Origin of the sequence: Larkinella humicola, from assembly GCF_008727875.1 — a bacterium.
Classification (GTDB): Bacteria; Bacteroidota; Bacteroidia; order Cytophagales; family Spirosomataceae; genus Larkinella; species Larkinella humicola.
This window is the reverse complement of sequence record NZ_VTWS01000002.1, coordinates 843,585-857,851: the sequence shown is the minus strand read 5'-3', so window position 1 is coordinate 857,851 and position 14,267 is coordinate 843,585. Positions and strand designations below refer to the sequence as shown.

The window sequence follows — 14,267 nt, the reverse complement described above, 5'->3', positions numbered from 1 at the left end:
GTGTATAGTTGCGATCCAATAAATTGGAAAATAAGATGACGCGTTGGCAACATGTTGCAATCCTGGCGGCAATCGTTTTTTACGGTTTCGCGGTCGGCTGTCAGAACGACTCGGGAAAGGACGGCCCGGTTGAGCCGGAACCCAAACCCGTCGAGTTCAAAGCGACGCCGTACAACTGGAAAAAACCGGCCAATTTTGACCCTCCGAACTACGATTTTACCAAAAATCCGCTGACAGTCGAAGGTATCGCGTTGGGAAAAACGCTGTTCTACGATGGAATTCTGTCGCGCGACGGTTCCGTCACCTGTGCGTTTTGCCACCAGTCGTTTTCGGCCTTTGCGCACAATGACCACCCGCTCAGCCACGGCATTGGCGATAAAATTGGCACCCGAAACGTGCCCGGTATTCAGAACGTGGCCTGGACGCGGGCTTTTTTCTGGGATGGCGGGATTGTCGATCTGGATTTGTTGCCCATTTCGCCTATTCAGAATCCCGTCGAAATGGGCGATTCACTGGCCAATGTGCTGAAGAAAATCCGGACCAGCGGGCAGTACCCGGCTTTGTTCAAAGCGGCTTTCGGAACGGAGGAAGTAACGACGGAGCGATTTTTGAAAGCCCTGTCGCAGTTTATGCTGACGATGGTTTCGGCCAACTCCAAATACGACAAATATTCGCGGAAAGAAACCGGCGCTTCACTGACCGAATCGGAGTTGCGGGGTTTGACCTTGTTCAAAGCGAATTGTTCGGGTTGTCACACCGGCGAATTGTTTACCGACCAGAGCTACCGCAACAACGGTTTGCGGATGCAACTCGCCAACAGCAAGGACTTCGATCTGGGCCGGTATCAGATCACGCTAAACCTGGATGACTACAATAAATTTCGGGTGCCGAGCCTGCGGAATGTGGAACGCACTTCGCCCTACATGCACGATGGCCGTTTTCAGACGCTGGAACAGGTATTGGAACATTACATCAACGACGTTCAGGACACGCCCCAACTCGATCCGTTGCTGAAGAAAACCGGCAAACCCGGTATTGCCCTGACCACCATCGACAAAGCGGATCTGCTGGCGTTCCTGCGAACGCTGACCGATGATGAATACATCCGCGACCGCCGTTTTCAGCCGGACTGAAAGAATAGTTAGTTTCGGTAAAACGCCTGATTTTCCCGCATCACAATGTCGATCGGCATGTATTGCTCCTTCTCGATGGCTTTTGAAAAAATCAGAAGCTGGTACAACGTCATGATGCTCCGGTAGCCCTGGTCTTCGGGTTGGTGGCAGATCAGAAAATCGATCAGGCCGTTGTCGAGGTATTTGGCGTTTTCTTTAATCAGGTCATACCCGATGAGCAACGGTTTTTGCGCCAGTTTTACTTTTTCCAGAAAACGCGCCACCAGAAAGGACCGGGAGTTGGTCACGAACAGCACGTCGATGGCCGGATTGGCTTCGAACAGCGGCTGAAGGTTCCGGAAAACGGATTGCTCGTCGGTCTGGTGACTATCGACCCGCAGGATGGGATATGACTTGTGGTGTTCGGCAAAATACGCCCTGAACCCTTCTTCCGTCTCTTTGTAGGTGTAACTATCAATGGCCGTGGCAATGTTGACCACCAGCAACTGGCTATTCTCCCGAAGCGCGTACGTGCTTAATTTGCCAGCCAGATAACCGCTCTGAAAGAGGGGAGGACCGATGTACGAAAGGTTTTTCTGGTCAGGAATGGTCGAGTCGATGAAGACATACGGGATGCTTTTTGCATCGCAGGTCGCCGTAAACTCCCGGGCTTCGTTGATAAACATTGGCGCCAACACAATGCCGTCGACCGCTGATTCCAGAATGGCGTTGGCCTGTTGGACGAACGATTGCTGGTCGCTGAGGTCAAAAAAGAACAAATCGACCTGCAGGCCATACTGGCTGATTTCGGTGTTGGCCCGCTGAATGCCCCGCAAAGGCGCATCCCAGAATTCGGTTTCTTCGGTGGCCGAAGGAATCAAAACCGCCAGCTTGATGATTTTGCCGGACGCCAGACGGCGGGCCAGCATGTTGGGCTGGTAGTTCAGTTCTTCAATGATTTTGTTGATTTTCTCGCGTGTTTTGTCCGAAACACCGGTTCGGTTATGAATCACGCGGTCTACCGTAGCAATGGTGACGTTGGCCCGGCGGGCAATTTCCTTAACGCCCTGAAGTTCTTTCTTTTTCATGTATTGGCTCTCCGAACAGGCAAAAGTTGCAAACCGCCAGTGGCCGGGATGCGTTTCTCTTTCCTTTCTCTCACTCTTTCGCCGAAAGATACTTTTTTTGCTTAATGCCGCAACAAATAGGATCATAAGTTGGGGGAAATAAGCGGAATTTTCCCGAACAGAGCCGTTTCGTATCCTACTTGTTGTCGCCCGCGAGATGCGGGCGACAACAAGTAGGATCATTGGGGTAAGCGGGAGGCACTGTCGGTGTCGACGAACAAAACCGCATCTTCGTGCAGCCGCAGAATGGTGGAAGGATACTGCTCGCTGACCGGTGAATGCAGCGTGTGGTAGATGGCCTGCGCTTTGTTGACGCCGGGCACCATGCAAAAAACGTGGGGCGCCTGCATCAGGGCCGGAACCGTCAGCGTCAGGGCGTGTGTTGGCACGTCTTCAAAAACCGTAAAGCACTCATCATTCACCTGTTGCTGGCGGCAGGCCTGGTCCAGATCGACGACCTTGACCAAAACCGGGTCGTTGAAATCGGCGACGTGGGGGTCGTTGAAGGCGATGTGGCAGTTTTCGCCAATGCCCATGCAAACCACATCGACGGCGTGTTGCTTCAGGAGATCGCTGTACCGCTGGCACTCGGCCGCCAGATCCGGGGCGTTGCCGTTCAAGTAGTTAACGGTTTGGAAAGGCACCCGGTCGAAAATCCGTTCTTTCAAAAAATTGCCGAACCGCTGCGGGGCGTCCTCGGCCAACTGGACGTATTCGTCCATGTGAAAAGCGTGAATCCGGCTCCAGTCGATGTTTTCTTCCTGGCACAAAGCCGCCAGAAATTCTTCCTGCGACGGGGCTGCGGCAAAAATCACGGAAACGGTTGCCTGTTCGGCCAGCAGGGTTCGCAGGCAGTTGCCCACGGTTTGTGCGGCACTGTCGCCCAGTTGGTTCCGGTTGTCGAACCGGCGAAAATCAAGTTGGTTGGTATTCGATTGACTAATCATTCGGATGGATGGTATTTTCTTCGTATAGGGTTTAAAAGACGGGGATGCTTTCACGCTGGTAGACAATCCGTCCTTCAACCATCGTCAGTTGTATTGAAATATCGGCATCAAAAAACACCAGATCCGCGTCTTTCCCCGGTGCCAGAATCCCTTTCCGATCGGCAACGCCCATGATCCGAGCCGGGGTGCTGCTGATCATGCGGATGGTGTCGAGCAGCGGAATGTCGGCCAGGTTGATCATGGTGCGCACCAGCCGGTCGGCGGTGGCGACGCTACCGGCAAAAGCCTGACGATCCGGCATTTTGGCAACGCCATCTTCTACTATCACCTCGGTTCCGTTGTGGAGGCTGCCCAGAATGCTGTTGCCCGGGGGCATTCCGGCGGCCCGCATGGCGTCCGTGATCAGGGCGGTTCGTTCAGCCCCCTTGATTTTATAGGCCAGTTTGAGCAGTGGGGCCGGTAAATGCACGCCATCGGCAATGAGTTCCACGTCCATCTGATCCAGCAAATACGCACTTTCGATCACCCCGGCATACCGAAAACTGTTCCGGCGGGTAACGCCCGACATCGCGCTGTACAGGTGCGTGGCCAGCGAATAGCCATTTTCGACAGCCGCCAGCACTTCTTCATACACTGCGTCGGTATGCGCAACAGCCGCCAGCACGCCCTTTGAACGAAGGAATTGCCCGAACTTGAGCGCACCCTTGAGTTCGGGCGCGGCACTCCAGCGCGTCACGGACGACGAACGCGCCAGCACTTCCTGGTATTCGTCCGGATCGGGATCGCGGATGTAGCGCGGGTCCTGGGCTCCCCGCTGGCTCATGGCAAAGTACGGCCCTTCGAGGTGCATACCCAGAAACCGGGCGCCAGCGGTATTTTTGGCGTTCGCTTTCTCGTAAATTTCCAGCGTGTTGAACAATTCCTGGCGCGTGCTGGTCAGGGTCGTCGGCACCATTGCGGTGGTGCCGTATTGGGCGTGGAGTTCGGCGATGCGCAGAAAGGCTTCCTCGCTGCCGTCCATAAAGTCGTACCCGCCCCCGCCGTGGACGTGCAGGTCGATAAAACCGGGCGACACATACGCTCCCCCGGCATCCAGTTCCAGTGCGTCGGGGACGTCGATGTCGCGCTCGCTGATTTCCGTGATCGTTTTTCCCGTAATCAGGATCGTGCCGTGGGGAATGATCCGGTAGGGGGTCAGAATCCGGGCGTTGGTAACTTTAATCCGTTGTGGTGCGTTGCCAGTGTTGTTCATGAACAGGTGTTTTAGCCGCCCCCGAAATCCGCCACCGGCGAATGCGGTGACCGTAAAAGGCATAATAAGCCAAATATAAGTAGCAGGGAAACAGAACCCAATAGGCTTCCCGAAGTCCGTATTGATCAGCAAGATACCCATACACCAACGGCAGAATGGCATTGCCGCTCAGGCCCATGATCAGCAACGCGGCCCCCACTTTCGTAAACCGCCCCAGACCGTCGAGCGCCAATGGCCAGATGCTGGCCCAGACCAGCGAGTTGGCCAGTCCCAGCAACACGATAAACCAGATGGAAACGTCGGCCTGATGACCCAGAAAGATTACGCTGCTTTTCGCGAAGATAATCAGTAACGTGAACGCCAGCCCCAGCAACGTACAGATTCTGAAGACGTTCACCTGGCTGATGCGTTTGGGAATCAGGATGATGCCCAGCAGATACCCGCAGATGGCGGCAAAGAGCGTATACGACGGAAACGTTTTGGCTTCCAGCAGCGAAATGCCCATCGAACTGGCGTAACCAATGATCGTATCGATGGAAATCACCTGCGTGCCGACGTGCAGAAAAATGGCGATTGCGCCCAGCACCAGGTGCGGAAACTGAAGCACCGACGTTTTTCCGGAATTGGCAGCCGCCACTTCGGAGGTTTCCTGTTCGGTATTGATTTCGGGTAGGGGCGAGTAGCGAACCAGAATGCCCAGCCCGATCAGCACGAAGCCCATCACCGTATACGGAACGATCACGCGCCGGACCAGCTCGTCCAACGCCTGGGCTTTTTCGATGGGCGACATGCCCGGCAACTGGCTGAACAGGTCGGTGTCGGTGGCCCGCAGAATCACGGCGGCAAACAGAATCGGAGCCAGAATCCCGGCCCCCTTGTTGCCGATGCCCATGATGCTGATGCGCTGGGCAGCCCGTTCTTTCGGTCCCAAAACCGTGATGTAGGGATTGGCCGCCGTTTGCAGAACCGCCAGCCCGACGCCGATCATGAACAGTCCCAGCAGAAAAATTTCGTAGGTTCGCGTCAGGGCGGCCGGGACGAAAATGAACGCGCCCACCGCCATGATCCAGAAACCGATCATCATGCCTTTCTTAAAACCGGTGGCTTTCAGCAGATACGACGACGGCACCGACATCACGAAATACGAAATGTAAAACGCGAAGGTGACCAGATACGACTGGAAGTTCGTGAGTTCGCAGGCAATCTTGAAATAAGGAATCAGGATGGCGTTGACCCAGGTCACAAACCCGAAAACGAAAAATAGCAGCCCGATCAGGGCGATGGAAATCCGCGTATCCCGCTGGCTCAGCGACCCTACGTCAACCGTCTTGGTTTGGTTTTTCATGCGATTATGAATCTAAACGGTGGGTTCCCAGCCCCGCTGGTAGTCGCGTTTCCAGTACTGCTGCGCCTGGCGGTTGTTTTTGATGTGGCCGTTGGTCGGGTCAATTTCCAGCGTTCCGCCCGACCGCAGGGCGATATTACCCAACTGACAGAGCAGTGTACTCTGGTGACCACTCAAAATATCGGCGTTCGGGGCCGTCCCTTTTTTGATGCCATCAAAGAAATTCTGGATGTGAATCGCGTCCAGCACCTGCGAGGGGTTCATCCGGTCGCGGGCGTTGATCACCACGTCGTTCTTGACCTCCTTCACCAGCTTGTTTTCCAGATCGTAAATCCGGTAGGCATTGCCCCCGTCGATCTGCAACGAACCGGTGTCGCCGTAGAAAATAACGCCGACGCTGCTGCCTTCGATGGTGCGTCCGTTGCAACTCCGGCCTTCCCACGTCATGCCGGTATTGTTGGCAAATTCGAGGTTGATTACTTGGGTATCAGGTGTTTCCCAGTCGTCTTTGTAGCGATACCGTCCGCCCGAGGAAGTTACCCGGTTGGGATACTCCACGTTCAGGCCCCAGCGCATCAGATCCAGCATGTGCGTGCCGTTGTTGAGGGCTTCGCCCGTTCCCCAGTGCCAGAACCAGTGCCAGTTGTAGTGCAGCAGATTGTCTTTGAACGCCATCCGGGGCGCGGGTCCCTGCCACAGATCGTAGTTCAGCCACGACGGAACGGCCGCTTCTTTCCCGACGCCGATGGACGGGCGGTTGTTGGTATACCAGCCTTTGGCAAAATACGCCCGACCGATCACGCCATCCCGAACCGCCTTGACCCCGGCGGCCACGTTGGGCCACGACCGGCGCTGGTTGCCCATCTGAATCACGTTTTTGTACTTCTTAGCAGCCGCTACCAGAATTTCGCCCTCGTTCGGGTTGTGGCTGCACGGTTTTTCCAGATAGACGTGTTTCCCGGCTTTCGACGCCAGAATGGCGGCTGGAGCGTGCCAGTGATCCGGGGCCGCCACCACCAGCGCATCCAGGTCTTTGTCTTCCAGTGCCTTCCGGAAATCGGGAACAGCTTTGGGTTTGGATTTCTGAATGCCTTCCACGGTGGTGATGCACTTGTCAGCCGCGCGGGTGTCGACGTCCGAAACCGACCGGATTTCGCAGTTGGGTTGCAGCGCAAAATTGGTCGCCAGCGCCAGTCCGCGGCTATTGACGCCCATCATGCCCACCTGAATGCGTTCGTTGGCCCCCAGAATTCGGGCGTAACTTTTGGGACTAAAACCGGGCAGCATACCGCCCAGGCTTAACGCGGCTGTTCCCGCCAGCGTCTGGCCCAGAAAGGTCCTCCGCGATTTTGAACCGGCTGTGTTTTCGTTCTTTAATTTCGATTGGCTCATTATACTCACGATTAAGTTGAAAAAGGGTTGCCTGTGTTGATGTTAGGGCTTGTCTGCCTGTACCAGAAACCGCGTCAGGTCCGCCCGCATGGGCGTGGTGATCCGGTTGATTTCCGGTGGGGTCTGAAATTGCAAGGCGCTGGTTTCCTGGTAGATACCGTAGACGGTTTTAACCCGCTCCATGGCCGACTGCACTGCCGACGGATCGGCATGACGGTTCAGGCTGGGCGCGATCACCAGCAGCGGACGCGGGGCAATGCAGGCCATAATTTCGTCATAATCGACCGGTGCCTGTTGCGGGTTTTCGGCAAACAAGCCCAGCCGGGGCAAAAAACCGTGTTGGTAAGCGTCATTTCTCAGGCTTTCATGCTGCTTCGTACTCGTCCGCCAGGGCGAAAACGCAGCCACAACGGCGACGCCCGCGATCCGTTGATCGAGCGCAGCCGCCATCAGGGCAACGCGGCCGCCGATGGTTTCACCCAGTACATAAATCTGCCGGTTGTCAAGGCCTTCGTAAGTTTCAAGCGCATCGACACACGCGCGGACATCGCTCACCATTTTGCCCATTTTGGACCAGGCCGGGAAGCGTTCGTAAAAGTAGGTGCCTTCTTCCAGGCGGTTGCCGAATCCCAGCAGGTCGATGGCCAGAACCGCAAAGCCCTGATCCAGCATCTCCTGAAACAGCACTTCATTACCCCGCCCGCCCTCGGGTTTGTAGCCAACGGCGTAGCCGGTGTTGTAATTGTAAGAATGCAGGTAAATGACAACGGGTCTCTTTTTGCCTGGCTTCAACGGACCATCCGGCTGGTACAGGGTGCCGCTCAGGTGGTCGCCCATGGCGGTATACGGCCCCAGATGCGTAATTGTCGCGCGTTTGGGTTTGGGGCGGCCCGTGATGCCGTCGATCCAGTCGACGCGGTCGATGGTGGTGGGCGCTACGGGATTGGGTTTCACTCCGGCGGGTTCATCCCCCAGCAACCAGTTGAGACGTGCCCGGATGGCCTGCTTCTGGCGACCCAGCGCAACGGTATCTTTGGCTTCGTTCAGGCGGATCGCGGGCCAGGAGGGACGTACGGTTTTAGTCGTTCGGAGCCAGTTCGGATAGGAAAAATCACAATACCGGACGTTTTCCCAGCGGGCGGTTTTTCGTTTGAACTGGTTGTCCAGAAAATCCAGGCACCGTTCCACATCCCGGGTCGTGACGGCATGTTCGCCCATGCGGGGAAGCAGGCCAATTTTTTCGGGCGATTTCAGAAAATCATAGACGGTTTTTACGGACTGGTAACATTGCTCGTTCGCCCACGGATTCAACTGCCGTTCCACCGTCGAGTAGGTGAGCAGCAAACTGCGCGGAGCGATCAGGGCCAGAAGCTGGTTCTGGTCGATGGGCAGGCGGTCTTCCCGCCCGAAGAAAAACCGCAGACGCGGGTGAAACCAGTGGGCCGCGTTGGCGCAAATGTCGTCGATGGTCTGGTTGCCGTATTGCGGGTCGCTAAACCGCCAGGGGGTGATGCCGCCCGTTCCGCAACTGCTGGAAATGACAGCCGCAAACCGCTCGTCGAACGCAGCCGCCCACAACGCCTGCTTGCCATTGCGCGAATGCCCCGTAATGGCGATCTGGGCCGGATTGACTTCGTTTCGCGTAACTAGGTAATCCACTACCCGCGAAGCACCCCAGGCCCGGCGCATCAAACCGGTAAAGTCATAGTCGGGGTAAAGAGCCTGATAGGCCTGCGTGTCGTCCTGCGTATCGGCCCCGGCATACACGCAACCGATGTAGCCGCGCTTGACGGCCAGTTGCGCCCAACCCCGGTGGGTCACGGGCGTCATGTAAACCGGCAAGGTTCCTTTTCCCGGCGGAATCATCAGTTCCAGCGTCATTCGGGCGCGGTTTTCGGGACCAAACGATAGTTCGATCCGTTGAATCCGGACGGCCCCTTCGGTGCGATCCGAAAGAATCCGGGGGGTGACGGATGCCGGAGCCGGGGGGACGGTTCCGCCGATCCAGTGCTGAAATTCCCGCCTGATCCGGTTTCGTTCCTGCGACCAGTCGGCTGCGGTTTGGATGCGTTTTCCGGTCGTGCCCGACATCAGCGGGTCGGGCAGAAACGGTACGGACGGAAGTGCGGAAAAATCGGGGGGTAATTCGCCCGTTCGCCGTTGCCAATCCAGCCAGGTGCTGTCCTGAAGCGTCACCCGTCGGCTGATCGGATGCCGGTGGTCCTGCTGCACATTCAGCCGCAGGGATTCTTCCAGATATTGTTTCCGCCGGGCCCGATCAGCCTGCGCCCAAAGCGAGGTTGCCAGCGGGCCGGTTAACAGAAGGATCAAAATCAGGCGAAGCGAATAGCGCATGGTTGAGAAAGGGTTTGACAAACGGGCTTTACCCACTTAAAAAGTATAATGTGGATTTTGCTCCAGGGCCTTGTTCCGGTTCCAGGCATCGCGCGGAATCGGAAACCGGATGGGGACGGTGCTTAGCCACGGTTTTTTGTCAATTTCCAGGTCTTTGATGTTGGGGCGGTTGGCCTTGATAAAGTCAATGAAGCGCCCGCGTCGGTTGAGGTCCGAGAACGCCCCCGCCGGTTCCCAGATGAATTCCATCCGGCGTTCGTAGAAAACCGCATCCAGCACTTCCGCTTTGTTCAGCGTGGCCGGTTTGGCCGCCAGACCGGCCCGTGCGCGGATGCGGTTGACCTGCTGCATGGCGTCCTGCGAGCGCCCCACTTCGTTGAGGGCTTCGGCGTAATTGAGCAAGGCTTCGGCAAACCGCAGAATGGGCGGATTGATGCCTCCGTTGTTCAAAACCGGGCCTTCCCAGTATTTGGTAACGATGTAGCCCGTTCGCGACCAGCCCGCCGGTACGTCTTTCGGCATCACAAACGCGGGCATGTCCTGGTGCGCTTCGCCCGGCCCGATGATGACGCTCCAGTAGCGTTTGTCTTTGATTTTGCCACTGGTCTCTTTCTCAAAGGCGTTCACCCATTGCGGTTGCGGAACAAAGTTACTCCAGGCGGCACTCCCGCTGTATTGCGACGGCGATCCGCGCGGGGCCGTCCGCTTCACGAGGTTGTTGCCTTCTGCATCCGGGGAAACCCGAAACTGGGTCGAGAACAAAATCTCCTTGTTGTTTTCGTTGGCTTCGCGAAATACGTCCCGGAAGTTGGGAATCAGGTCGTAGGCCCCGGTTGCGATCAGTTCTTCGCTGTATTTGACGGCGTCGGCCCACTTTTGCTGCCACAGGCTGGCTTTCACCAGGTATCCCAGAGCGGCTCCTTTGGTGGCCCGGCCCACGTCGGCGGTTCCGGTCCAGGCCGTTGGCAGCGCCCTGGCGGCTTCCTGCAAATCGGTTTCGATCTGTTTCCAGGTTTCGGCCGCTGTGGCCCGCGGAATGGCGAGGTTGGAGGAGGCATCCAGTTTTTCGGTAATCAGCGGCACCCCGCCGAAGTAATTGACGAGCCGGTAATAGAACAACGCCCGAAGAAACCGCGCCTGCCCCAGAATAAGAGCCTGATTGGCCGGGTTGATGCCGCTCATTTTGGTCGCTCCGTCGATTACCAGATTGGCCCGGCCAATGCCCTGATAGGCCGCCTGATAAACGTCCCGGATGATGGTGTTGCTCGACGGCAGGTTCAGCGAATGCAGTTCGATCCGGTTGGCACTGCCGTCCATTTCATACATATCGCCCGACATCGCCCACTCAATATCGGCGGCATCGCGGACGTTCGTAAACGTTTCCTCGCGTTGCAAAACCGCATAGGTGCCGATCAGTGCCGCCTGGGCATCCGATTCGGTCAGGAAGAAATTGGCATCGGTCAAAACATCCTTGGGCGTCAGTGTCAGAAACGAATCACTGCACGCAGTGGCCGTCAGCAGAAAACCGGTGAGGGCCAGGTAGTTGATATACTTGCGCATGAGTTCGGTTGGATTAAAAGTTCAGATTGATACCCGCCATGAACGTCCGGGGTTGCGGATAAACACCATCGTCGATCCCGGCCTGCAACGGATTCAGGCTGCCGATTTCGGGATCGAAACCCGAATATTTCGTGAACGTGAACAGGTTTTGGGCCGATACGTACACGCGCGCACCCTGGAACGCCCGGGTTCTGGACAGCAGCGATGCCGGAATCCGGTAGCCTAGCGTGACGTTCCGAATCCGGAGGTAATCGCCGTCTTCGACGTAAAAAGTCGAGCTGTTTCCGAAATTTCCGTTGGCATCGGTATACTGCAACCGGGGTACGTCATTGCGGCCACTGCCGGGTGTCCAGCGGTTCAGTACGTCCTTCACACCGTTGATGACGCCCGATCCCCCAAAATACTTCAGCGGATACACCGACCGGCGGTTGGCGTTGTAAATCTGGCTGCCGCCGATGCCCTGCACGATGATGTTCAGGTCAAAGCCTTTGTACGACAGATCGGCGTTGGCGCCATACATCAGCGTTGGCCACGGACTTCCGATCCGCACCTGATCCTGATCCGTCAACTGGTTGTCGCCGTTGATATCCCGAAACCGGAAGTCGCCCGCTTTGGCGTTGGGTTGCAGCACTTTGTTGACCTCCTCATTGGTTTGGTAGATGCCATCGACCTGATAGCCCCGGTAATACCCAATCGGTTGCCCCACTTCGGTGTAGGTCGCCCGCATGTCGAAGTAGCTGGATACGGTAGCCCCCGTGATCGGCTGGCCGACGCCCAGGCTTTTGACTTCGTTTTTGAGCGTCGAAATGTTCGTATTGACGTCATACCGGAACTGGCCGACCTTGCCTCGGTAGCCGAGTAAAAACTCCCAGCCCCGGTTTTGAACCTTGCCGCCGTTGACGGAGGGCGCATTCTGGAAACCGGCTTCCACCGAAACCGGCAGACTCACCAGCATGTCTTTGGTGTTTTTGACGTAGTAATCCGTCGTCAGATACAGCCGGTCGTTGAAGAACGACGCGTCGATCCCGAAGTTGGTTTGTTCACTGATTTCCCACTTCAGGTTGGGGTTACCGGGCCGCGACATGCTCGCTCCGATGACCAGTCCCTGGTTGGTACCCAGCACGTAGTTGTCGTTGACGGTTCCGATCTGGATCGTGCTCAGATAGCCGAAAGAGCCGATGGCGTCGTTCCCCAACTGCCCCCAGCTTCCGCGCAGTTTCAGCGAGTTAATGGCGGGAATGCCTTTCATAAACGCTTCGTCCGACAGGTTCCAGCCCGCCGAAACCGACGGGAAATTGCCCCATTTGTGCTTCGGTCCGAAGTTGGACGAACCGTCGCGTCGCATGCTGACCGAGAGCAAATACCGCTCTTTGTATGAATAATTGACCCGGCCTAAATACGATGCCAGTGAATAGAGCGAACCGGTGCCACTCGCCCGGCGCTGCGTATCGTTGCTGCCGTTGATGACCTGTAATTGCTCATTCTGGAAATCCAGCGCCGTTACGGAAACCCAGTCCGAAACGTTTTTCTGGGCGGTTTGCCCCACAACCGCGCTGATGCGGTGTGCCCCCACATCCGTGGAATAGGAGAGCGTGTTTTCAACCAGCCAGTTAAGTCCCTGCGTAAACGTGTTGCCCAGCCGAGCCTGCAGGTTGCGGTAATGGCCACGTTCGGCTTTCGGTTCCCAAGTCGTCGACCGGTTGTTGCTGGCGTCGATGCCCACGCTGGTGCGCCATTTGAGTCCCTTAATGACCTCGTATTCACCGAACATGTTGCCGTAGATGCGCAGGTTGTAGAGGTAATTTTCGATGGAATTGGCCCGGAGCAGCGGGTTGTCACCCTGGGTCGTGTAATAGGCAGACGATCCATTGACCACGGCGCTGGGCCCCAGGGTCGGATAAAACTGCTGGGCGAGGTTGAAAATACCGATCCGCAGATCCTGGTTTTGCTGTCCTTTGGCCTGAGAGTAGGTGAGGGCCATCGTTCCGCCAAACTTCAGTTTGTTCGTTACGATCAGGTCGGCGGTAGCCCGGGCCGTGTAGCGTTTGTACCAGGTTTCGATGAGCGTTCCCTGCTGGTCCCGGTAGCCGAGGGTCAGGGCGCCTTTCAGTTTCTGGCTGCCACCCGAAATGCTAAGATCCACGTTTTGTACCGGCGCACTGCTGAAAACTTCGCCGATCCAGTCGGTTCCCTGACCGAAGGAAGCCGGGTTGGCCCATTCCGGATTGGGTGCCATGCCGGAGTTGGTATACAGTTCGTTGGCTAAGGTTGCAAATTCCTGCCCGTTCAGAAATTCGGGCTTTTTCCACAGTTGCTGAATCCCGGTATACGCGTTCAGGCTCACTTTTGCCTGGCCTTCTTTTCCGCGTTTGGTCGTGATCAGAATAACGCCGTTGGCGGCCCGCGCTCCGTAAATGGCCGCAGCCGCAGCATCTTTCAGAATTTCGACGGATTCGATGTCATTTGGGTTGATGATCGATAAACCGTCTACTTGATCCGAACTGCCACTGATGCCCATATTCCCACCACCGAGTGGAAAACCGTCGACCACATACAGCGGCTGGTTACCGCCCGTTGTCCCGACACCCCGGATCCGAACGGAAGCGCCACCGCCGGGGGCACCGCTGGTTTGGCTGATGAAAACACCCGGAACACGCCCCTGCAGGGACGAGGTAACGCTGTTAGTGGCTACTTTTTGCAATTCTTCCGCTTTGACCGACGAAACCGATCCGGTCAGTTCGCGCTTGAGCTGAGTTCCGTAACCGACTACCACCACTTCGTTGAGTGAAGAAGCTGCCTGTTGCAGCAGCACGTCGATGGTCGTCTGGCCTTCGATTTTTACTTCCTGGGTCGTGTAACCGATGTAAGAGAATACGAGTACATCGTTCGGTTTGGCATCGATGCTGTACTTGCCGTCGCCATCGGTGGAAACACCCCGGGTTGTGCCTTTGATGGCTACGTTGGCACCCGGCAGGGGCGACTGGGCGAGGTTATCCCGAATAACCCCTTTAATCGGGGTAGAAGTTTGGGCCATTGCCGACCGGTTGGCCAGCAGAACCAGCAACCAGAGGCAGGTTACCTGCCAGACGAGCCGTCGCAGGCGTTGGGGAGCAGTTGTCATAGTGTAAAGGATTTGAGCATGAGAAAAACTGGAAATAAACCAATTCATGAAGGGGG

General features: G+C 56.5%; 9 protein-coding genes. 1 reads left to right on the top strand and 8 read right to left on the bottom strand.

Annotated features, from left to right (window positions below):
• Positions 1–35 precede the first annotated feature (35 nt).
• The gene (locus tag F0P93_RS11415; protein WP_150876459.1) at positions 36–1,133 is read left to right on the top strand and encodes a cytochrome-c peroxidase; all 1,098 of its coding nucleotides are present in this window, start codon (positions 36–38) and stop codon (positions 1,131–1,133) included.
• Between the two features lie 8 nt (positions 1,134–1,141).
• Here F0P93_RS11415 and F0P93_RS11410 read toward each other — a convergent pair whose 3' ends face one another.
• The 8 genes from F0P93_RS11410 to F0P93_RS11375 form a co-directional block, all read right to left on the bottom strand.
• Positions 1,142–2,200, bottom strand: coding sequence for a LacI family DNA-binding transcriptional regulator (locus F0P93_RS11410; RefSeq protein WP_150876458.1), 1,059 nt, complete (start codon positions 2,198–2,200; stop codon positions 1,142–1,144).
• 218 nt (positions 2,201–2,418) lie between these two features.
• Positions 2,419–3,186, bottom strand: a complete 768-nt coding sequence (locus F0P93_RS11405) for a glucosamine-6-phosphate deaminase (RefSeq protein WP_150876457.1) — start codon at positions 3,184–3,186, stop codon at positions 2,419–2,421.
• Between the two features lie 31 nt (positions 3,187–3,217).
• Positions 3,218–4,438: an N-acetylglucosamine-6-phosphate deacetylase gene (nagA, locus tag F0P93_RS11400; protein WP_150876456.1), complete on the bottom strand. Its 1,221-nt coding sequence runs from the start codon at positions 4,436–4,438 to the stop codon at positions 3,218–3,220.
• A complete protein-coding gene (locus F0P93_RS11395) occupies positions 4,404–5,783 on the bottom strand; it encodes a sugar MFS transporter (protein ID WP_150876455.1) in 1,380 nt (459 codons plus the stop codon). Before F0P93_RS11395 ends, nagA begins: the two co-directional genes overlap by 35 nt.
• A gap of 12 nt (positions 5,784–5,795) precedes the next feature.
• A complete protein-coding gene (locus F0P93_RS11390) occupies positions 5,796–7,175 on the bottom strand; it encodes a Gfo/Idh/MocA family protein (RefSeq protein ID WP_150876454.1) in 1,380 nt (459 codons plus the stop codon).
• A gap of 42 nt (positions 7,176–7,217) precedes the next feature.
• Positions 7,218–9,530, bottom strand: a complete 2,313-nt coding sequence (locus tag F0P93_RS11385; RefSeq protein WP_150876453.1) for an alpha/beta hydrolase — start codon at positions 9,528–9,530, stop codon at positions 7,218–7,220.
• 36 nt (positions 9,531–9,566) lie between these two features.
• Complete coding sequence (locus F0P93_RS11380) at positions 9,567–11,090, bottom strand: RagB/SusD family nutrient uptake outer membrane protein (protein ID WP_150876452.1); 1,524 nt, start codon at positions 11,088–11,090, stop codon at positions 9,567–9,569.
• A 13-nt stretch (positions 11,091–11,103) separates the two neighbouring features.
• Complete coding sequence (locus tag F0P93_RS11375; RefSeq protein ID WP_191908783.1) at positions 11,104–14,211, bottom strand: SusC/RagA family TonB-linked outer membrane protein; 3,108 nt, start codon at positions 14,209–14,211, stop codon at positions 11,104–11,106.
• Between the last annotated feature and the right edge of the window lie 56 nt (positions 14,212–14,267).